The following is a 19470-nucleotide window of genomic DNA, read 5'->3' as shown; positions in this document are numbered from 1 at the left end:
GGCGGATGTGAATGACGTCACAGTCGGAGACGGTATCCGGATCAGCTTTGCCGTGATGCCGGCGCGTGTGTCGTCAGTCTCGACGTTGGCGAATAAGCGCGAGGGCACATGACGACGAGCGTCGAAAACCGAGCCCTATCGCGGGGCGGGCCTAGCCCGCGTCACGGCGTTGATGAAGCCCTCGCGGGCGTCGGAATGCCCCTGCCCGCGCGGCTCCAACACGTGACGCAGCAGGAACAGGCCGGTCAGCCGGAAACCGTCGAGAAGATCCTGCTGCGACCAGCCATGGCCCTGCTCGCTCTCGCGCAGGAAGGGCGGCAACGGCAGCAGCCGGTCGGCCCATGGCGCGCCGGCCGTGCGCGACACCGCGCCGCCCGACTTCGGGGATACGTAGATCAGGTCCGAGGTCTCGCCGGTCGCAGCGCAGGAGTCGAGATCGAGCCCGAAGCCGAGTTCGGCGAGGATCGCCAGCTCGAAGCGTACGATGTGGACGGCGGCGCCACCCGCATCCTCGAAATCATCGAGCGCATGTTCGAGCCGCAGATACATCTCCTCGTGCGGATCGCGCTCCGGCAACAGCCGGGCCAGCGAGGCAAGATGCGTCACGCCGTAGGCGCCGTGTTGCGCGGAGATCAGCCCCGCCGCCCGCAAGGTCAGCGCGTCGATGGCGTACATGCCGAGATGCTCGTCGAGCCGCGCGCGCCAGATCGCGCGCACCGTGTTGCCCGGCTGCAGCACCGGCCGCATGCGCTTGCCGCTCGCCCCGCGCACGAGACCGAGATGCCTGCCATGTTCGCGGGTCAGCAACTCGACGACGGCCGAGGATTCGCCGTGCCGCCGCACGCCCAGCACGATGCCATCGTCGGTCCATTCCATGAAGCGAGCGGTCCCTCGGCAAACACCGTCATTGCGAGCGAAGCGAAAGCATCCGGCACAGCGCAGGACGTCCGGATCGCGTCACGCGCGAGGCGTCGCGCGCGGTCGCAAATTCCGCATGATCGGCGGCATCAGCCCAGCCGTGTCACGCGTTGAACCAGCCGCGCGCATCGCCCGTGAACGAGTAGTACAATCCCATCGTCGTCAGCGCGCAGGAGATGACCTCGATGCCGGCGTCGAGCGTCATGCCCTTCTGACCAATCACCTGCACCAGGAAGATGTCGGACAGCACCAGCGCCGCCAGCAGCACCCAGCGCGGCCAGTTCTTGCGGCGCTCCGCCGCCAGATAGACGAAATAGAACAGCAGCAGGATGACCACCCCGTTGAGCACGGTCTGCGCGGTGATCATGTCCTCGGTTATGTCGAAGGTCGGCGTCCGGTCCGAGACGGCAACAGACAACGCATCCAGCATCAGCGAGATGTAGAGCAGCACTTCGAACCACAACACGTTGCGCGGCACGCTCATTGTCATTCCCTGGGGAACTCGAGCCCCATTTCCCGGTAGCGGTCGGGATCGTCGCCCCAGTTCTCGCGGACCTTCACGAACAGGAACAGGTGCACCGGCACACCGGTGATCTCTGAGATTTCCTTGCGCGACTGCGCGCCGATCGACTTGATCGTCGCGCCGCCCTTGCCGAGCACGATCTTGCGCTGGCTGTCCCGCTCCACGAAGATCGTCTGCTCGATCCGGATCGAACCGTCCTTGCGCTCGGTCCAGCTGTCGGTCTCGACGGTGGACTGATACGGCAGCTCCTGATGCAGATGCGAATAGATCTTCTCGCGGGTGATCTCGGCCGCGAGGTGCCGCATCGGCGCGTCCGACATCTGGTCCTCGGGATAGTGGAACGGACCGGGAGGCACCATCTCCGCCAAGGCCCGCCTGAGATCGTCGACTCCGTCGCCCGAGATCGCCGAGATCATGAAGGTGCGCGCGAAGGACAGCTTCTCGTTGGCAGCCGCGACCAGCGCCAGCAGCTTCTCGCGCGGCACCAGGTCGACCTTGTTGATCACCAGGATCTTCTCGTGCGCGACCGCGGCCGCCTTGTCGATGATGGACTGCGCCTCGTCGTCGATGCCCTTCTTGGCATCGAGCAGCACGCAGACGACATCGGCGTCATGCGCCCCGCTCCAGGCCGTCGTGACCATGGCGCGGTCCAGCCTGCGCTTCGGCGCGAAGATGCCGGGGGTATCGACCAGAATGATCTGGGACGCCCCCTCGATGACGATGCCGCGGATCAGCGCTCGCGTCGTCTGCACCTTGCGCGAGACGATCGTGACCTTGGAGCCGACCAGCGCGTTGACGAGCGTCGATTTGCCGACGTTGGGCGCGCCGATCAGCGCAACGAAACCGCAGCGGGTCTGGACAGACGGCACGGATTGCTGTTCAGCCGTCATTGCTGCCGCCGCTGACGCCTTCGCGCTCGATCATGACCGATGCCGCCACCTTTTCTGCCGCCCGCTTGGAGCCACCGACGCCTTCAGCGGGCTCCAGGCCCGGCAGGTCGACGGCGACGCGGAACTGCGGATCGTGATGCGGGCCGGTGCGCTCGACCTCCCGGTACACCGGGGTCGGCAGGCCCTTGCCCTGGGCCCATTCCTGCAGCACCGTCTTCGGATCGCGCAGCGGGCGCCGCGGCTTGTGCATGCGCTCGGTCCAGTTGCGCTCGACGAATCCCGCGGCGGCCGCGTAGCCACCGTCGAGGAAGATCGCGCCGATCACCGCCTCGCAGACGTCGCCCAGCACCGACTTGCGCAACCGCGCCCCGGCGCCGGCGCCGACCGCGCCGAGCTTGATGTCGTCGAGCAGGCCGAGCGACTTGGCGACGTCGGCGCAACTCTCCTTGCGCACGAGATCGGCCAGCCGCTTCGACAATTCGCCCTCGTCCGCGCTCGGAAACGAGCGATACAGCATGTCGGACACGATCAGGCCGAGCACGTGGTCGCCGAGGAATTCGAGCCGCTGATAGCTGTCGCCACGCTTCTTGGACGACTTCAGCGCCGAGACGTGGGTGAAGGCGGTGCTGAGCAGTGACGGATCGGCGAAGTGATGACCGATGCGCGCCTCGATCGCGGCATTGGCGGCCTTGTCCGCGGCCTTGGCGCCCTTGGCCGCGCCGGTCCCCGCGCTTTTGGTGCGGCGACTGCCCTTCGCCTTGCTGCGCAGCTTGCCGTCGGGATCGGTCTCGGCAACAAGCTGGGCCGTGTCCGCCGCGTCCGGGCTCGCGATCGCCGATTCGGACTCGACGGTCTTCGTATCCGCCTTGAAGCTCGGCTTCGGATCGGTCTTGGAATCGGTCTTCGACTCGGTCTTGGGCTCGCTCTTCTGCTCAGGCTTGATCTCAGACTTCGGCCGCGACGCGGCCTTGGGCGTCGCCTCCAGCGCACCCGTGCCGGGTTGCGGGCTCGATGCGGCAGCCTGCGTCGTCTGGATTTCGGGTGAGTCGTCGATCATCGGACGAATTTGAAGATTCGATTCCAGCGCACCGATACCGGCCAGCGCCAGAACGCCCAGGCATGCTCGCCTTCGGCAATGGAAAAGAAGATCAGCTGCGCGCGGCCGACGATGTTCTCGAACGGCACGTAGCCGACCTGGCTGAGGAAGCGGCTGTCGGTCGAGTTGTCGCGGTTGTCGCCCATCATGAAGAAGTTGCCGGCCGGCACGGTATACACCGCGGTGTTGTCGACATAGCCGTTGTCGACGCAGTCGAGCGTCTCGTAGCTGACGCCGTTCGGCAGGGTCTCCTTCCAGCGCTTGACGCGCGCGGTCGAGTCGGGCTGCCCGCAGGGATCCTCGCCGATGAAATCGGAGAGCCGCTCGCGCTGCACCGGCTTGTCGTTGACGTAGAGCAGCCCTTCGCGCACCTGGATGCGGTCGCCAGGCAGGCCGATCACGCGCTTGATGTAGTCGGTGGTGTCGTCCTTGGGCAGACGAAACACGACGATGTCGCCGCGGCTCGGCTCCGAGCCGAACATGCGGCCCGAGAACAGCGGCGGCGACAGCGGAATCGAGTAGTGGCTATAGCCGTACGAATATTTCGATACGAACAGATAGTCGCCGACCAGCAGGGTCGCCTTCATCGATCCGGAGGGGATGTTGAACGGCTGGAATAGGAAGGTGCGGATCACCAGCGCAATCAGTAGCGCATGAACGACGACGCGAACGGTTTCACCGAGGCCGCTCTCAGTCTTGGTTCCGGAGGTCACGCTCATCGCTCTTTCAATGTCCCTTGGCGAATGGTCCGACGATTCGCCAGCCGTTGCCGAACACCCCTCCGCCCGCGAACACCATACCGTTCCGCGGCTTAAGGGAGTCTGTCCTGATTCTGGTGGTTAAGGCCAACTCCGGTTTGACCCAGAATCCGCCCGTGATGCAGCCGGTTCAATCCGGCGGGTTTTAGACGACTGCGCGGAGCCGCGCAATCAATCGCCGTATCAAAACTATATAACTCGCTGGAATCGATCGCATTTTTGTTTTTCCTGCGGGGCGGCCGCTCATCAGGATGTCTCGCGGCGCACCGCCGAAATTATGACGAAGGCTTGCGCCAGCGGCCAGTCGTCGGTGATCGACAGGTCGATGCGGGCCTCGTGGCCCTCAGGCGTCAGCGCCTTGAGCCGTTCGGCCGCGCCACCCGTAAGCTGCATGGTCGGCCTGCCCCCGGGCAGATTCACCACCCCCATGTCACGCCACCACACCCCGTGACGGATTCCGGTGCCGAGCGCCTTGGCGCAGGCCTCCTTGGCGGCGAATCGCTTGGCGTAGGTGGCGATCACCATCTTCTCGTTCTTGGCCCGCCGCTCGGCCTTGGCGCGCTCGGCCGCGGTGAAGATGCGGTTCAGGAAGCGCTCGCCATGGCGCCCGATGACCTCGCCGACCCGGCGGATGTCGATCAGGTCGGAGCCGATGCCGATGATCATGCTGATGTCCCCAGCCGCGCGCGGCCGCGATCCATCGCCGCGCGCATGGTCCGCACCGACTGGGGCAAACCCACGAACAGCGCCTCGCCCATCATGAAGTAGCCGATGTTGAGCTCGACGATCTCCGGCAGGGCCGCGATCCGCTCGGCGGTGGCATAGTCGAGCCCGTGTCCGGCATGGACTTCGAGCCCGGCCGCATAGGCCTGCCGGGCGCCGGTCACGATCCGCTCCCACTCGGCAGCCGCCTTGTCATCATGGCCGTCGGTGATGGCATCGCACCAGCCGCCGGTGTGGATCTCGATCACGGGCGCGCGCAACCGGGCCGCCATCTCGATCTGCGCCGGGTCGGCGGCGATGAACAGCGAGACCCGGATGCCGGCATCGCTCAGCCGGGCGATCGCCGGTGCCAGCGCCTTGTGCTGGCCGACCACGTCGAGGCCGCCCTCCGTGGTCAGCTCCTCGCGCCGCTCCGGCACCAGGCAGCAGGCGTGCGGCCGCGTCGCGAGCGCGATCCGCACCATCTCCTCGGTGGCCGCCATCTCGAAATTCAGCGGCTTGGAGATCTCGGCCTTCAGCCGCGCCATGTCGTCGTCGCGGATGTGCCGGCGGTCCTCGCGCAGATGCGCCGTGATGCCGTCGGCCCCGGCCTCGATCGCGAGCAGCGCGGCGCGCACCGGATCGGGGCTACGACCGCCGCGGGCATTTCGCAAGGTGGCGATGTGGTCGACGTTGACGCCGAGGCGCAGCTTCGGAGGATGTGACTTAGACGGATCGGACATGGGCCGGCTCGCAGGACTTTCGAGTAGACTACGGCTTGTTTAGCGCATCCCGGAGCAGAACGCCGCTGCCATCCCCGCAGATTAGCCATTCACCCGGTCGACCCGCGCCACGATGGTCTTGGCGCGCAACTGGTTGATGATCGCCGAGAGATGCTTGAGGTCATAGACCTCGAGATCGATCGTGAGCTCGGTGAAGTCAGGCGAGCGGCGGCTCATGCTGATGTTGTCGATGTTGCCGTCGTGCTCGGCGATCACGGTCGCGACCTGGGCGAGGCTGCCGGGCTCGTTGACGTTCTCGACGCGAATGCGCGCCGGGAAGCGCTGCGGGGAGGTCTCGTCGACATCCCAGCGCACGTCGAGCCAGCGCTCCGGCTCCTCCTCGAAATCCTTCAGCGCCGGCGACTGGATCGGATAGATCGTGATCCCCTCGCCCGGCGTCACGATGCCGACGATGCGGTCGCCCGGCACGGCGCCGCCATTGGGCGCGAACTTCACCGGCAGGCCGGAATTGAGCCCGCTGATCGGGATCGCAAACGGGCCGCGGTGGGGCTCGGCCGCAGGCGCGGCAGCCTTGGCTGCCGGCGCGGCGGCCGTCTTCTTGGCGCCGTAGCGCACGACGCGCTCTTCCTTGTAGTCCGGATACATCGCACGCGCGACGTCGGAGGCCTTGATCTCGCCGCGTCCGACCGCCGCCATCACGTCGTCGATCGAGGCGCGGGCCAGGCGCGGCAACGCCCCTTTCAGCTTGTCGTCGGCATATTCGAGCTTGGTGCGCTCGAACAGGCGCTCGACGATGCGGCGGCCGAGCCCGGCATATTGATCGCGCACGGCGGTGCGGGTGGCGCGCCGGATCGCCGCGCGGGCCTTGCCGGTGACGGCGAGCGTCTCCCAGGCCGAGGGCGGCGCCGACTGCGCGTCCGAGGTCAGCACCTCGACCTCGTCGCCGTTCTGCAGTTCCGACGACAGCGCGGCGAACTTGCCGTTGATCTTGCAGCCGACCGCGCTGTTGCCGACATCGGTATGCACGGCATAGGCGAAGTCGATCACGTTTGCGTGGCGCGGCAGCGCGATCAGCTTTCCCTTCGGCGTGAAGCAGAACACCTGATCGTGAAACAGCTCCAGCTTGGTGTGCTCGAGGAACTCCTCCGGATTTGCGCTCTCCGAGAGGATGCCGATGGTGTGGCGCAGCCACGCGAATGCGTTCGATTCGCGTTTGAGCCGTTCGGTCGGCGAGCCGATGTCGTCCTTGTAGAAGGCATGGGCGGCGATGCCGAGCTCGGCGATCTGATCCATGTCCTCGGTGCGGATCTGCAGCTCGACGCGCTGCTTGCCCGGGCCGATCACGGTTGTGTGTATCGAGCGATAGTCGTTCTGCTTCGGCGTCGAGATGTAGTCCTTGAAACGGCCCGGCACGACCGGCCAGGTCGTATGCACGATACCGAGCGCACGATAGCAGGATTCGAGATCCGGCATGATCACGCGGAAGCCGAAGATGTCGGAGAGCTGCTCGAACCCGATCGATTTGCGCTCCATCTTGGTCCAGATCGAGAACGGCCGTTTGCGGCGGCCAAACACCCGGGCCGTCAGGCCATGGTCGCGAAACTTGCGCGCCAGCTGGCTCTCGATTTCGCCGATGAGATTGCGGTTGCGCTCCGCCAGCGCATCGAGCCGCTGCATCACCACGCTGTAGGCCTGCGGGTCGAGCGTCCGGAACGAGAGATCCTCGAGTTCCTCGCGCATCTCCTGCATGCCCATCCGGCCCGCCAGCGGCGCGTAGATGTCGAGCGTCTCCTCGGCGATGCGCCGCCGCGACGCCTCGGGCACGAACTCCAGCGTGCGCATGTTGTGCAAGCGATCCGCGAGCTTGACCAGCAGGACACGCACGTCGTCGGCGATGGCGAGCAGCAGCTTGCGCAGGTTCTCGGCCTGCTTGGCCTCGCGCGAGACCAATTCGAGCCGCTTCAGCTTGGTCAGTCCCTCGACCAGGGCGCCGATCTCGGGCCCGAAGAAGCGATCGATCTCGGCGCGGGTCGCCTCGGTGTCCTCGATCGTGTCGTGCAGCAGCGCCGCGACGATGGTCGCGTCATCCAGCTTCAGGTCGGTCAAAATGGCCGCGACCTCGAGCGGATGCGTGAAATACGGGTCGCCGGACGCGCGGGTCTGCGACCCATGCGCCTTCATGGCGTACACATAGGCGCGGTTGAGGAGATCCTCGTTCGTATCCGGATTGTAGGAGCGGACCCGTTCCACCAGATCGTACTGCCGCATCATGCGGGAGCGCGGCTTCTGCGGCCGCGGCCGCTCAGCCGGCGGCGGAGGCGCCAACGCGGCCGATTCGGCCGCCGCCTGCATCTGCTGAGGAATGTAGCCCGAAACCACCATGGAAAATGACTAAACCTTTATCTTCGTGACCAAATCTGCCGGACGGCAGGCGCTGGCCGCAGCCCTATGGTAATCACGGAATCACGTTCAAATGCAAAGGCCCGGACGCGGTCCGGGCCTTCACAATCTCACAAGTGAACTGGAGCGCGCGCTGACGGCGACGAGGCCGTCACTCGTCCTCTTCGGGCTGCTCTTCCGGCGGAGCGAGGCCCTCGAGGCCCTTCAGCAGTTCTTCCTCGGTCATGCGCTCGACGGCGACCTCGGTGTCGTCGGCATCGACGCTGGCACCGGCCGAGCCGATCAGCGGCACCGTGTCCGGCTCCGGCTCGTCGACCTCGACGAACTTCTGCAGCGAATGAACCAGTTCTTCCTTCAGATCCTCGGGAGAAATGGTCGAATCCGCAATTTCGCGGAGTGCGACGACGGGATTCTTGTCATTATCTCTATCGATTGTAAGTTGTGATCCCGACGAGATCATGCGCGCGCGATGCGCGGCCAGAAGGACCAGGTCGAACCGGTTGTCGACTTTATCGATACAATCTTCCACAGTGACGCGCGCCATTGTCGCTCCGGTCCTTTGTGTGCTTAATATGCTGATTATGCTGGGCTAGTTATAGAGGCTGGCCGGTTTTCGCAAGGCTAAACTGGCGTCAGGTTTCGGTAAGGGGCAAGGTGTACCGAATTCGGCAACCTTGACTGGCGCTCCGTCCAGACCCGCGGAATTCGGGCGTTGGACAAGAAAACGCTTCATTACGTCGTCACAAGTGCGCCTTTGTTGCCCCGATCACTCCCGTTTGCGGTAACCTCACACCAGATGGACCGCCGACGCCTTGGCAGTATCTTGAAATGGAATGCGCGACCGACTGGAGTCGCGCCAAAAATAGAATCTAACTGAACGCGAGACACTGAATGTCATCTTCGACCAACAAGATTGCGCTCTTCATTGACGGCGCCAACCTATACGCCACGGCCAAGACGCTCGGCTTCGACATCGACTACAAGCGCCTGCTCAAGGAATTTCAGAGCCGCGGCACGCTGCTCCGCGCGTTCTATTACACCGCGATCATCGAAGATCAGGAGTACTCGTCGATTCGGCCCTTGATCGACTGGCTCGACTACAACGGCTATACGGTCGTCACCAAGGCGACCAAGGAATTCATCGACGCCAGCGGCCGCCGCAAGGTCAAGGGCAACATGGACATCGAGCTCGCCGTGGATGCGATGGAACTCGCCGAGCATATCGACCAGATGGTGCTGTTCTCGGGCGACGGCGACTTCCGCTCGCTGGTCGAAGCGATGCAGCGTCGCGGCGTTCGCGTCACCGTGATCTCGACCATCTCCAGCCAGCCGCCGATGATCGCCGACGAGTTGCGCCGCCAGGCCGACGTCTTCACCGACCTCATGGAGTTGCAGTCCAAGCTCGGCCGCGACCCGTCGGAGCGCCCCGCCCCGCGCGAGCCGCGCCACCATTCCCCGCAATTCCTCCAGCGCAGCACGACCGCACCGGCCGCACGCACCACCACGACCACCCCCACCACCGATGACGATTTCGACGACTAGGCGGCGGACGGACGCCACATCTGCGCCATCCACCCCGTCCTCGACCAATCCCGATCGAGACTGTCCGCTGTGCCCTCGCCTCGTGGAGTTCCGCGAGGCGCAGCGCGCGCGTGAGCCGTCGTGGTTCAACGCGCCGGTGCCGTCGTTCGGTGATCCCGATGCGCGGCTCCTGATCGTCGGGCTCGCGCCGGGGCTGCAAGGCGCCAATCGGACGGGGCGTCCCTTCACGGGCGACTACGCCGGCGAGCTGCTCTATGGGACGCTGCTGCATTACGGATTTGCGAAAGGCCGGTTCGAAGCTCGCCCCGACGACGGGCTGACGCTGGTGGACTGTCGAATCAGCAACGCGGTGCGCTGCGTGCCGCCACAGAACAAGCCGCTGCCGGCCGAGATCAACCAGTGCCGGAGCTTCCTCGGCGCCACCATCGCCGCGATGCCGCGGCTGCGCAGCATCGTCGCGCTCGGCCGCATCTCGCACGACACGCTGCTGAAGCTGCTCGGCTTGCGCGCGGTCGCGGCGCCGTTCGCCCATGGCGCCGTGCACCAGGCCGGCAGGATCAGGCTGTACGACAGCTATCACTGCTCACGCTACAACACGAATACCGGCGTGCTCACGACCGAGATGTTCCACGCCGTGTTCGCGCGCGTAAAGGCGGAGCTGGATTAGTTCGGCACGCCCCACCCTCACGCGCCAGATGCGCGGTTGTCCTTCAGCCACGCCAGCACGTCGCCCGCGTTCCTGTCCGGCGGAAACACCGGATAGAACACGTGGGTGATGCGCGCGGCGTCCACGATCATGGCAAGCCGCTTGATCATGGTCAGCCCGGCGATCTCCATCGTCGGCAACCGCAATGCATTGGTCAGCTCGAGCTTCTCGTCCGACAGCACCGGAAACGGCAGGTGCAGGCGCGAGGCCATCTCGGTCTGATAGGCATTGCTCTGCGTCGACAGACCGAACACATGCACGGCGCCCGCCGATTTCAACTCGCCGAACAGGTCGCGGAAGCTGCAGGTCTGCGGCGTGCAGCCGCGCGCGCCCGGGATCATGTCCCAGTCCTCGACCAGTGACACCTTGCCAGGTTCGCCGGTCCGCGGATAGGCGAACACCACGGTCCGTCCCGGCAGATCCGACAGCGTGACCAGCGTGTCGTCGGTCGCACGCAGCCCGATCGCGGGAATGATCATCCCGACCAGATGATCGGCTGCGCCGTCGTCGGTCGGAGCCGGAATCCGGCTCCAGTCGACGTCCAAGAGGTTCTTCTGATTCATCGGATGCTTTCCCAAGGCTCAGGCGTGCCGCCGAGGAGCGCACGGCAAAGGTCTCGTTAGCCGCGCGCCCGCAGCAGGCGCCCCTTCTCGCGGCCCCAGTCGCGCTTCTTCTCGCTCTCGCGCTTGTCGTGCAGCTTCTTGCCCTTGGCCACGGCGAGCAGCAGCTTGGCGCGGCCGCGCTCGTTGAAATAGAGCTTCAGCGGGATCAGCGTCATGCCTTCGCGCTCGACCGCACCCATCAGCTTGTTGATCTGCTTGCGATGCAGCAGCAGCTTGCGCGGCCGCTTCGGCTCGTGATTGAAGCGGTTGGCCTGCAGATATTCGGGAATGTTGGCGTTGATCAGCCAGATCTCGCCGTTACGCGAATCCGCATAGGATTCCGCGATCGTCGACTTGCCGCCGCGGACCGACTTCACCTCGGTGCCGGTCAGCGCGATGCCGGCCTCGATGGTGTCCTCGATCGCGTAGTTGAACCGCGCCTTGCGATTCTCGGCGGCGACCGTGATCTTGGGTTCGTTCTTTTCAGCCATCAGGACTTTTTCAGGAGATCACGGATCTCGGTCAACAGCTCGACCTCGGCCGAGGGCTTCGCCGGCGCCGCGGGGGCTGCCGCTTCGTTCCGCTTCAACCTGTTTATCACACGGATGATCATGAACAGCACGAAAGCGATGATGAAGAAGTTCAGGGTCAAGGTCAGGAACTGTCCATAGGCCAGCACGGCACCCTGCTTCTTCGCGTCCGCAAGGTTCCCCGCATTGACCGTCTTGGACAGCGGGATGAAGTAGTTCGAGAAATCGAGGCCGCCGGTGATGGCGCCGATGATCGGCATGATCACATCGGCGACGAGCGAAGTGACGATGGCGCCGAAGGCCGCGCCGATGATGACGCCGACGGCGAGGTCGACGACGTTGCCCTTCATCGCGAATTCACGGAATTCCTTCAACATGCTCGCGTCCCCCTCAGACTTGCGAGAAATCCTCGCGACCTTCGCCGATCCCGAGCTCCCTCGGAACCTAGTTGATCAGTCCGGCATGAACCATCGCCTCGCGCACCGCGACCCGGGTCGGCTCCGACACCGGCACCATCGGCAACCGCAGCTTCTCCTCGATCTTGCCGAGCAGCGACAGCGCGTATTTCACCGGCGCCGGGTTGGACTCGATGAACAGATTGGTATGCAGCGGCATCAGCTTGTCGTGGATCTTCAGCGCCGTTGCGACATCGCCCTTCTGCCAGGCCTTGTGGAATTCCGAGCACAGCCGCGGCGCGACATTCGACGTGACGGAGATGCAGCCATGGCCGCCATGCGCCATGTAGCCGATGATCGTTGCATCCTCGCCCGAGAGCTGGTTGAACTCCTCGCCCATCGCGGCGCGCTGCTGCGACACCCGTACCATGCTCGCGGTGGCATCCTTCACGCCGGCGATGTTCTTCAGCTCGAACAGGCGCTTCATGGTGTCGACGGACATGTCGATCACCGAGCGCGGAGGAATATTGTAGATGATGATCGGAATGCCGATCGCATCGTTGATCGCCTTGAAGTGCTGATACAGGCCTTCCTGCGTCGGCTTGTTGTAATAGGGCGTCACCACCAGCACTGCGTCCGCCCCCGCCTTCTCGGCGTGCTGGGCGAGCTCGACCGCCTCCTTGGTCGAATTGGAGCCGGCGCCGGCGACGACGGGCACGCGTCCCCGGGCCTCGGCGATGCACCACTCGACCACCTGCTTATGCTCGTCATGGCTGAGCGTCGGGCTCTCGCCGGTCGTGCCTACCGGCACGAGGCCGTTGGTGCCCTCGTCGATCTGCCAGTTCACCAGGCTGCGAAAAGCGGCCTCGTCCACGGAGCCGTTCTTGAAAGGAGTGACCAAGGCGGTGAAAGAACCTCGGAAATTCGTCTTGGCTACCATGAAACTCCCTCCCAAACGCCGTTTGGCCCCTGTACGAGCCACTTCATACCGGGTCTGCCGACGAGGCGGAAGGCCCGCCCGCGGTTGGGCTGCCTTCTCAACAGGCACACGGATCGCTCGAATCGCATTGCCGAGGCCCGCGATCACCCTTCGCCGAAGCCCCACGGCCCGCACGCCGCCCTTCGGTCGTGATTTCGCCGCGGTGTTGGCGCAGGTTGCAATCCTTCCCGGTATATTTAGGATTTGTTCACCTTTTCGATAGACCCATGTTGGTCAGGGGATCGAAGTCATCCGCCGCAAAAGGAACGCCGTGCCCTCTTCTGCCCGCGCCACTGCATTGCGATCGACCGCCCTGTCGGTGTCACTCTCGGTGTCCTTGGCCGCCGGCCTGACACTCGGATGGGCTCTCGCCGGACATGGCGCTCTCGCCAAGGACCAGGCTGCTGGGTCCAAGGTTTCGGGATCCAAGGCTCCCGCGGCCAAGGTTCCGGTGCCGAAGGCGCGTCCGATCGCGCGCAGCGCGGTTCCGAAGACGAATACCCACGAGGCCGCCGGGACCAAGAGCGAGGTCGACGCGCGGGCCGAAGCGAAGGCCGAGGTCAAGAGCAGCCTCAAAGGCGCCGGCGAGACGGCGCGCGCGGCACCGAAGGACATCACCCCCGGCGCGGCGGCTGCGAGCCTGCCGGCCCGCCAGCATGCCGCCCTGCCCGTCTCCCGCAAGCCTGTGGTGCCGGCTGCGATCGCCGCGACGTCCTCGACCTCGCAATCCGACAAGGAGGCGCTCGAAAACGTGATCGAGCTCGTCCGCAAGCGCAAGCCCAGCGATGCCACCGAGGTCGTGCAGGCGATCTCGGATCCCGTGGCGCGCAAGCTCGCGGAGTGGGTGATCCTGCGCAGCGACAACAACAATGCCAGCGTGGAGCGCTACCGCGCGTTCATCGCCGCCAACCCGTCCTGGCCGTCGCAGACCTTCCTGCGGCGCCGGCTCGAGGCCGCGTTGTGGGACGACAAGCGCGACGATGCCGTGGTGTGGTCCTGGTTCGAGAACGAATCGCCGCTGTCGGCCAAGGGCAAGTTCGCGCTGGCCCGGGTGATGCTCAATCGCGGCGACCGCGCCAATGCCGAGCGCCTGGTGCGCGATGCCTGGCGCAACGACGCGATGTCCGAGGAGACCGAGAACAACATCCTGGACCAGTACGGTGCCCTGTTGTCCGGCGGCGATCACAAGGCGCGGATGGACACGCTGCTGTATGGCAGCGAGCACGAGGCCGCCATGCGCGCTGCCCGGCGGCTTGGCTCGGGCCACGTGGCGCTGGCAAAAGCGCGAATCGCGACCTACCGCAAAGCCTCCAATAGCCAGAGCCTGCTCGAAGCCGTGCCGCGCGAACTCCACGGCGATGCAGGCTATATCTTCAGCCGCATCCAACTGCTGCGGCGCGACGAAAAATTCGCCGAGGCAGCGCAGCTGATGCTGAACGCGCCCAAGGATCCCGGCCGCCTGCACAATCTGGACGAATGGTGGATCGAGCGCCGACTGCTGGCGCGAAAGATGATCGACACCGGCGAATATCGCAGCGCCTATCTGATCGCGCGGGATGCGGCGCTGCCGAACCGCGATATCTACAAGACCGAGCAGGAATTCACCGCCGGCTGGATCGCACTGCGTTTCCTCAACGATCCGACCACCGCGACCCAGCACTTTGCGCGCATCGGCGTCGGCAGCGTCAATCCGACCACCCTGGCGCGGGCCGGCTATTGGCAGGGCCGCGCGGCAGAAGCGATGGGGCGCATGCAGGAGGCGCGCGCGGCCTATACGTCGGCCGCCGAGCAGTCCACGAGCTATTACGGACAGCTGGCGCGCGCGAAGCTCGGCCTGCCGCAGCTCGGCCTCAATGCGGCGCCGAGCGGCCGTGGACGCGGCGTCGAGCGGCTCGAGGTGGTGCGCGCGGTGCAGCTGCTCTACGAGCTCGACGAGGGCGAGGTCGCGATCCCGATCTTCGCCGACATGGGCGACAATGGCGACCCCGACGTGCTGGTCGGACTCGCGGAAATCGCCGCGCGAAACAGCGATGCGCGAGCGATGCTGCTGGTCGGCAAGGCCGCACTCAATCGCGGGCTGCCGTTCGACCATTACGCCTATCCGGTCACGGGCATTCCTGCGTTCCGCTCGCTGGGACCGGAGGTCGAGCCGAGCGTGGTCTTCTCGATCGCGCGCCAGGAGAGCGCCTTCAACCAGGCCGTGGTCTCGCCGGCACAGGCCTATGGGCTGATGCAGGTCACGCCGGATGCGGGTCGCTACGTCTGCAAGCGCGCGGGCGTCAGCTTCGATCTGAACCGGATGAAGACCGACCCGGTCTACAACGCGCAGCTCGGCGCCGCCGAGCTCGGCGGCCTGCTCGAGGACTATCGCGGCTCGTACATCATGACCTTCGCGGCCTACAATGCCGGCCGCGGCAGCGTCAGAAAATGGGTCGAGCGCTATGGCGATCCGCGCGATCCCAAGGTCGATGCCGTCGACTGGGTCGAACTGATCCCCTTCTCGGAGACCCGCAACTACGTGCAGCGGGTGATGGAGAACCTGCAGGTCTATCGCGCCCGCTTCGGCGGCGGCTCGCGGCTGCAGATCGAGGCCGATCTGCGCCGCGGCGCTGTGGTGGAGTAGCGAGTAGCGAGTAGCGAGTAGCGAGTAGCGAGTAGCGAGTAGCGAGTAGCGAGTAGCGAGTAGCGAGTAGCGAAGCCTGGGCTCCGCTCCGTCGTCAACCGCTATTCGCTACTCCCTATTCGCCATTCGCCCGCACTTACCAGTTGCGCTGGGCACGCACCAGCAGCGAGACCGAGTCCTGATCCTTCAACTGATAGGTCGTGGCCGGCTTGGCAACGGCCGCGACCGCCGGTGCGTTCACCACGCCGGTGAACTTCTGGTCCAGCCTGGTCCAAGCGACGTCAGCAGAGAAGGTCAGATTCTTGACCGGCGTCCAGCGCGTGATCACACCCACCGTCGAGATGTTGAAGTCGGGGTTGCAATTCGCAGGCGTGATACCGAGAGCGACCATGCCTGCACCGTTGCAGATCAGTCCCTTCGCGGTGTTGTTGTATCTGACGCCGCTCCAGGAGCCGTAGACCGCCGTATTCCAGAACGGATCCCAGTTGTGGGTGAAGGCCCCGCGGAAGCCGTAGGTGGTGGTCAACTGCTGCTGCGTATTCGCCCCGAACACCGAATCTGACACGCCCGCGAAGCCCAGGCTCTGGAAAGCGCCGGCCATGTTGCTGCCGCCATACATCGCGTAGTTGATCGGCGCGAGGCTCTGGAAGTTGTAGCGGCTGGCGCCGTTGGTGTAGACGCCCTGCAGATTGATGGTGTCGCCGGCGCCGGTCGGGATGTTCTTGATCGACAGGGCGAGCTGACCCGCATAGCCCCATTTGTCGGCCGGGTGGCCGGTCGTCTCGTTGGCACCGAAGAAGGCGGCGTGATTGTCATGCGCCGCGAACGACGCCTGGAACAGACCCCAGGCCTGATCGACGCGCACCATGCCGACGATGTCGGGCGCGACGTTGCCGCCGAAATTCGACGTGCCATAGCTGCCGGTGAGCACGCCGGCGGCCGTCTGTCCCGCCGTATTCCAGATCTGCGACTGCGAATACTGCGTCGCATCCTGGGCCGAGATCGCGGCCGTGATGCCCGAGCCGAAGTCCGCGGTGTAGGTGAACTGGTTGACGCCGGTGATGGTGCCGCCGCCGCCGGTCAAACCGTCGAAATTGTTGCCGGGATAGTTGGCCCAGGGCGCGTCGAACTGCGACACGGCCTTACCCATGGTGAAGCCGGCAAACTGGATGAAGGCGTAGAAGACACCGAGCCCGCCTTGCGCGATGTTGCCGTCGGCCTGCGCTCCAGGCGCGCCCGCCGTCGAATAGGCAGTCGCGCCCGTGGGGGAGCCGGTCCCCGCGTAGCTGCCCCCGGTCCACTGGAAGACACCATCGAAGAAGGTGCGCACGACGCCATATTCGGTCGCGGTGCGGGTGTCGATGTTGAGGTCGGCACGCGAACGCGTCGTGTAGTAGTTGCTGAGACGATTTCGCCCGCCGGCGACGCCGTTCACGGCATTCTGGAAGATCGTATTCGTACCGAAGCCTGCTTCGGCACGCAGAAAGCCGCCCAGCTTGATGCAGGTGTCGGTGCCCGGAATGTAGAAGAATCCCGCTCCGTACATGGAGCAGACCCTCACATACTCGACCGCTTTGGCCTTGATCGGAAGGTCGGCGGCCTGAGCCCCACCCATGGCGAGCAACGCCGCCCCTGAGCCCAGAACAAGGCTCCTCACAGTCTTCATACTAACCTCCAAATTGCTCAGTTCAGACCGGCCCGGCTCGACATCGAACGACCGCCCCCACGGTCAGCCCGTCTCCAGCTGCACCACAGTGCTCGCGCATAGCGTTGCAGTCGGAACGATCGAGAGGCGGACTTGGTGCTTTATCGGACCATTCTCGTGACCGGCCGGATCACGCATGTGGCGCGGCCGCGGCACGGCACACGGCTGCCAAATCTCCAAGAGTAATGTGTCGGGGAAGACTTTCGCCGCCGAATGCATGTCGCGGTCGTGGCGGGAATGCAGCAGGACGGGCGCCGAGAAGGGCGGCGAGCGCGAGTCTCCCACTTCTCCGGCCTGACCATCGCGGCACCCGCCCTCGTCTGCCCGAGGTCACGCAGGCCAAGCTTGGCTCAAACGTGCGGTCGAACCGAACGAACCCGGCGACCGCCTCTCACGGATGTTTGAGCCGGATGGCCACGAGTCGGTCGCGAAATTCCATCCAGATCGCATTGCGTCGCGTGGCCGCGCGGTGTGGTTCTCGGGCGGGTCTGCAGTATGTTTGTCAGCGACAGAGCGGAGCGGCGAGGAATGCGGGTCTCGGCGCTGGAGCACGCGCTGGCCAGGCAAAGAAAAACCCCCGGCAGTTGCCTGCCGGGGGCTGGTCAAACCGTCATGAAACGGTCTGGATCACCAGTTGCGCTGAGCGCGGAGCAGCAGCACAGCCGACTGCTGATCCTTGATCTCGTACACAGCGGCCGGCTTCGCGACGGCAGCAACCGCCGGCGAGGTCACCGAACCAGAGTGCTTCTGGTCGAGCCAGGAGTAGGCGAAGTCGGCCGAGAAGGTCAGGTTCTTGACCGGGGTCCAGCGCGTGATCAGGCCGATGGTGGCCAGATCGAAGTCCGGATTACAGGTCGAACCCGCGTTGAAGGCCGCGACAACGCCGGGGCTGGTGCAGATCAGGCCCTTGGCAGTGCCGTTGTAGCGGACGGCAGCCCAAGACCCGTAGATCGCAGTGTTCCAGGCCGGGTTCCAGTTGTGCGTATAAGCACCACGGATGCCGTAGGTCGTGGTCAGCTGCTGCTCACCGCCGGTCGTGAAGACCGAGTCGCCCACGCCCGCAAAGCCGATGCTCTGATAGGCGCCAGCCAGACCCGTGCTGCCGTACATCGAGTAGTTGTTCGGCATCAGGCTCTGGATGTTGTAGCGGCTCGCACCATTGGTGTAGACGCCCTGCACGTTGATCGTGTCACCAGGTCCGGTCGGGATGTTCTTGATCGACAGGGCCAGCTGAGCCGCCCAACCCCACTTGTCGGCCGGGTGGCCGGAGGTCTCGGACGCGCCGTAGTAAGCGACATGGTTGTCATGCGCCGCGAACGACGCCTGGAACAGACCCCAGGCCTGGTCGACGCGGACCATACCGACGAAGTCCGGAGCAACGTTGCCGCCGTAGGCGCTGGTGCCGTAAGCACCACCGATCACGCCAGCCGCCGTCGAACCAGCCACGTTCCAGAGGTTGTTCTGGTAGTAGGCAGTCGCATCCTGGGCCGAAACCGTGGCCGTGATGCCGGAGCCGAAGTCAGCGGTGTAGCTCAGCTGATTGACGCCGGTAACCGTGCCGCCGCCGCCGGCGAGACCGTCGAAGTTGTTGCCCGGATAGTTGGTCCAGGGCGTGTCGAACTGCGACACGGCCTTACCCATCGTGAAGCCGGCGAACTGGATGAAGGCATAGTACACGCCGAGCGAGCCCTGCGCGATGTTGCCGTCGGCCTGAGCGCCAGGCGCACCCGCCGTCGAGTAGGCGGTCGCACCGGTGGCCGAACCCGTGCCGGCATAGCCGCCCGAGGTCCAGCTGAAGGTCAGGTCGGCGAAGGTGCGGACCACGCCGTATTCGGTCGCCGTGCGGGTGTCGATGTTCAGATCTTCACGAGCACGAGAGGTGTAGTAGTTGCTGAGGCGGTTGTGTGCGCCGCCCTGGCCGCTGAACGTTCCGTTGAAGATGCTGTTGCTGCCGGCGACCACTTCGGCGCGCAGGTAGCCACCCAGCTTGATACAGGTGTCGGTGCCGGGGATGTAGTAGAAGCCCGCACCATACAGGGAGCAAACCTTCACATACTCGACCGCTTTGGCCTTGATCGGAAGGTCGGCCGCCTGAGCCGCGGACATGGCGAGCAGAGCTGCCGCCGAGCCGAGGACAAGGCTCTTAACCGTCTTCATTTAAACCTCCAAGTTGCTCTTTTGAGAAAGAACCGGACCAAGATCCCCCAGGACGATCCGCTTCCTCCGCTCCCGAAAAACCGCTTCAGCCGCTTCGCGCCATCGGACACACCCGCATCACGCGAGGGACTTAAGCGAACCACCTGTCACGGGACGATCGAGTAACCCCCCACCGTCGCCAGGAACTATGCCTTCGCTCAT

The 19470-nt window shown here is 65.1% G+C and carries 18 protein-coding genes; 3 read left to right on the top strand and 15 right to left on the bottom strand.

What is annotated here, in order from left to right:
• Nucleotides 1-135 precede the first annotated feature (135 nt).
• The 9 genes from recO to rpoZ all read right to left on the bottom strand — a co-directional run bounded on the left by recO (nucleotide 136) and on the right by rpoZ (nucleotide 8574).
• A complete protein-coding gene (gene recO, locus QX124_RS19675; protein WP_315784462.1) occupies nucleotides 136-876 on the bottom strand; it encodes a DNA repair protein RecO in 741 nt (246 codons plus the stop codon).
• Between the two features lie 145 nt (nucleotides 877-1021).
• The gene (locus tag QX124_RS19670; protein WP_315798016.1) at nucleotides 1022-1402 is read right to left on the bottom strand and encodes a hypothetical protein; all 381 of its coding nucleotides are present in this window, start codon (nucleotides 1400-1402) and stop codon (nucleotides 1022-1024) included.
• 2 nt (nucleotides 1403-1404) lie between these two features.
• Nucleotides 1405-2331 carry a GTPase Era gene (era, locus tag QX124_RS19665; protein ID WP_315798015.1) on the bottom strand — a complete coding sequence of 309 codons (927 nt, stop codon included), beginning with the start codon at nucleotides 2329-2331 and terminating at the stop codon, nucleotides 1405-1407.
• On the bottom strand, nucleotides 2321-3388 hold the full coding sequence (gene rnc, locus QX124_RS19660) for a ribonuclease III (protein WP_315798014.1): 1068 nt from the start codon (nucleotides 3386-3388) through the stop codon (nucleotides 2321-2323). The genes era and rnc overlap by 11 nt, the downstream gene beginning before the upstream one ends.
• Nucleotides 3385-4146 carry a signal peptidase I gene (gene lepB, locus QX124_RS19655; protein ID WP_315740255.1) on the bottom strand — a complete coding sequence of 254 codons (762 nt, stop codon included), beginning with the start codon at nucleotides 4144-4146 and terminating at the stop codon, nucleotides 3385-3387. The genes rnc and lepB overlap by 4 nt, the downstream gene beginning before the upstream one ends.
• A 285-nt stretch (nucleotides 4147-4431) precedes the next feature.
• Nucleotides 4432-4851 (bottom strand): holo-ACP synthase, encoded by a 420-nt coding sequence (acpS, locus tag QX124_RS19650; protein WP_315758597.1) that lies wholly within the window; start codon nucleotides 4849-4851, stop codon nucleotides 4432-4434.
• Nucleotides 4848-5630, bottom strand: coding sequence for a pyridoxine 5'-phosphate synthase (locus tag QX124_RS19645; protein WP_315798013.1), 783 nt, complete (start codon nucleotides 5628-5630; stop codon nucleotides 4848-4850). Before QX124_RS19645 ends, acpS begins: the two co-directional genes overlap by 4 nt.
• Nucleotides 5631-5711: 81 nt before the next feature.
• Entirely contained in the window at nucleotides 5712-8012 is a 2301-nt protein-coding gene (locus QX124_RS19640) for a bifunctional (p)ppGpp synthetase/guanosine-3',5'-bis(diphosphate) 3'-pyrophosphohydrolase (RefSeq protein WP_315798012.1), read from the bottom strand.
• Between the two features lie 169 nt (nucleotides 8013-8181).
• Nucleotides 8182-8574 (bottom strand): DNA-directed RNA polymerase subunit omega, encoded by a 393-nt coding sequence (rpoZ, locus tag QX124_RS19635; RefSeq protein ID WP_006612728.1) that lies wholly within the window; start codon nucleotides 8572-8574, stop codon nucleotides 8182-8184.
• A gap of 347 nt (nucleotides 8575-8921) precedes the next feature.
• Here rpoZ and QX124_RS19630 point away from each other — a divergent pair, with 347 nt between their 5' ends.
• Both QX124_RS19630 and QX124_RS19625 read left to right on the top strand, forming a co-directional pair.
• Nucleotides 8922-9572, top strand: coding sequence for an NYN domain-containing protein (locus QX124_RS19630; protein ID WP_315740259.1), 651 nt, complete (start codon nucleotides 8922-8924; stop codon nucleotides 9570-9572).
• Complete coding sequence (locus QX124_RS19625) at nucleotides 9553-10239, top strand: uracil-DNA glycosylase (RefSeq protein WP_315758600.1); 687 nt, start codon at nucleotides 9553-9555, stop codon at nucleotides 10237-10239. Before QX124_RS19630 ends, QX124_RS19625 begins: the two co-directional genes overlap by 20 nt.
• 17 nt (nucleotides 10240-10256) lie before the next feature.
• On the opposite strand, the gene QX124_RS19620 is transcribed toward QX124_RS19625, so the two are convergent.
• The 4 genes from QX124_RS19620 to dapA form a co-directional block, all read right to left on the bottom strand.
• Entirely contained in the window at nucleotides 10257-10841 is a 585-nt protein-coding gene (locus tag QX124_RS19620) for a peroxiredoxin (RefSeq protein ID WP_315758601.1), read from the bottom strand.
• Between the two features lie 56 nt (nucleotides 10842-10897).
• Nucleotides 10898-11371, bottom strand: a complete 474-nt coding sequence (smpB, locus tag QX124_RS19615) for an SsrA-binding protein SmpB (protein WP_315711387.1) — start codon at nucleotides 11369-11371, stop codon at nucleotides 10898-10900.
• The gene (gene mscL, locus QX124_RS19610) at nucleotides 11371-11787 is read right to left on the bottom strand and encodes a large conductance mechanosensitive channel protein MscL (RefSeq protein WP_315740262.1); all 417 of its coding nucleotides are present in this window, start codon (nucleotides 11785-11787) and stop codon (nucleotides 11371-11373) included. Before mscL ends, smpB begins: the two co-directional genes overlap by 1 nt.
• Nucleotides 11788-11854: 67 nt before the next feature.
• Complete coding sequence (gene dapA / locus QX124_RS19605) at nucleotides 11855-12745, bottom strand: 4-hydroxy-tetrahydrodipicolinate synthase (protein WP_315798011.1); 891 nt, start codon at nucleotides 12743-12745, stop codon at nucleotides 11855-11857.
• A 310-nt stretch (nucleotides 12746-13055) separates the two neighbouring features.
• Here dapA and QX124_RS19600 point away from each other — a divergent pair, with 310 nt between their 5' ends.
• The gene (locus QX124_RS19600) at nucleotides 13056-15407 is read left to right on the top strand and encodes a lytic transglycosylase domain-containing protein (protein WP_315798010.1); all 2352 of its coding nucleotides are present in this window, start codon (nucleotides 13056-13058) and stop codon (nucleotides 15405-15407) included.
• Nucleotides 15408-15543: 136 nt separating this feature from the next.
• Here the strand turns inward: QX124_RS19600 and QX124_RS19595 are convergent, their stop codons facing one another.
• Together QX124_RS19595 and QX124_RS19590 are read right to left on the bottom strand one after the other, a co-directional pair.
• Complete coding sequence (locus QX124_RS19595) at nucleotides 15544-17073, bottom strand: porin (RefSeq protein ID WP_315740265.1); 1530 nt, start codon at nucleotides 17071-17073, stop codon at nucleotides 15544-15546.
• Nucleotides 17074-17739: 666 nt separating this feature from the next.
• A complete protein-coding gene (locus tag QX124_RS19590; RefSeq protein WP_315740266.1) occupies nucleotides 17740-19269 on the bottom strand; it encodes a porin in 1530 nt (509 codons plus the stop codon).
• Nucleotides 19270-19470 lie beyond the last annotated feature (201 nt).

It is taken from the genome of Bradyrhizobium sp. SZCCHNRI3043 (assembly GCF_032377735.1).
GTDB lineage: Bacteria > Pseudomonadota > Alphaproteobacteria > Rhizobiales > Xanthobacteraceae > Bradyrhizobium.
This window is presented reverse-complemented; position numbering and strand designations above follow the sequence as displayed.

Coding starts and splice junctions, on each gene's coding strand:
- recO (WP_315784462.1), bottom strand. CDS start 876: ATGGAATGGACCGACGATGGCATCGTGCTGGGCGTGCGGCGGCACGGC.
- QX124_RS19670 (WP_315798016.1), bottom strand. CDS start 1,402: ATGAGCGTGCCGCGCAACGTGTTGTGGTTCGAAGTGCTGCTCTACATC.
- era (WP_315798015.1), bottom strand. CDS start 2,331: ATGACGGCTGAACAGCAATCCGTGCCGTCTGTCCAGACCCGCTGCGGT.
- rnc (WP_315798014.1), bottom strand. CDS start 3,388: ATGATCGACGACTCACCCGAAATCCAGACGACGCAGGCTGCCGCATCG.
- lepB (WP_315740255.1), bottom strand. CDS start 4,146: ATGAGCGTGACCTCCGGAACCAAGACTGAGAGCGGCCTCGGTGAAACC.
- acpS (WP_315758597.1), bottom strand. CDS start 4,851: ATGATCATCGGCATCGGCTCCGACCTGATCGACATCCGCCGGGTCGGC.
- QX124_RS19645 (WP_315798013.1), bottom strand. CDS start 5,630: ATGTCCGATCCGTCTAAGTCACATCCTCCGAAGCTGCGCCTCGGCGTC.
- QX124_RS19640 (WP_315798012.1), bottom strand. CDS start 8,012: ATGGTGGTTTCGGGCTACATTCCTCAGCAGATGCAGGCGGCGGCCGAA.
- rpoZ (WP_006612728.1), bottom strand. CDS start 8,574: ATGGCGCGCGTCACTGTGGAAGATTGTATCGATAAAGTCGACAACCGG.
- QX124_RS19630 (WP_315740259.1), top strand. CDS start 8,922: ATGTCATCTTCGACCAACAAGATTGCGCTCTTCATTGACGGCGCCAAC.
- QX124_RS19625 (WP_315758600.1), top strand. CDS start 9,553: ATGACGATTTCGACGACTAGGCGGCGGACGGACGCCACATCTGCGCCA.
- QX124_RS19620 (WP_315758601.1), bottom strand. CDS start 10,841: ATGAATCAGAAGAACCTCTTGGACGTCGACTGGAGCCGGATTCCGGCT.
- smpB (WP_315711387.1), bottom strand. CDS start 11,371: ATGGCTGAAAAGAACGAACCCAAGATCACGGTCGCCGCCGAGAATCGC.
- mscL (WP_315740262.1), bottom strand. CDS start 11,787: ATGTTGAAGGAATTCCGTGAATTCGCGATGAAGGGCAACGTCGTCGAC.
- dapA (WP_315798011.1), bottom strand. CDS start 12,745: ATGGTAGCCAAGACGAATTTCCGAGGTTCTTTCACCGCCTTGGTCACT.
- QX124_RS19595 (WP_315740265.1), bottom strand. CDS start 17,073: ATGAAGACTGTGAGGAGCCTTGTTCTGGGCTCAGGGGCGGCGTTGCTC.
- QX124_RS19590 (WP_315740266.1), bottom strand. CDS start 19,269: ATGAAGACGGTTAAGAGCCTTGTCCTCGGCTCGGCGGCAGCTCTGCTC.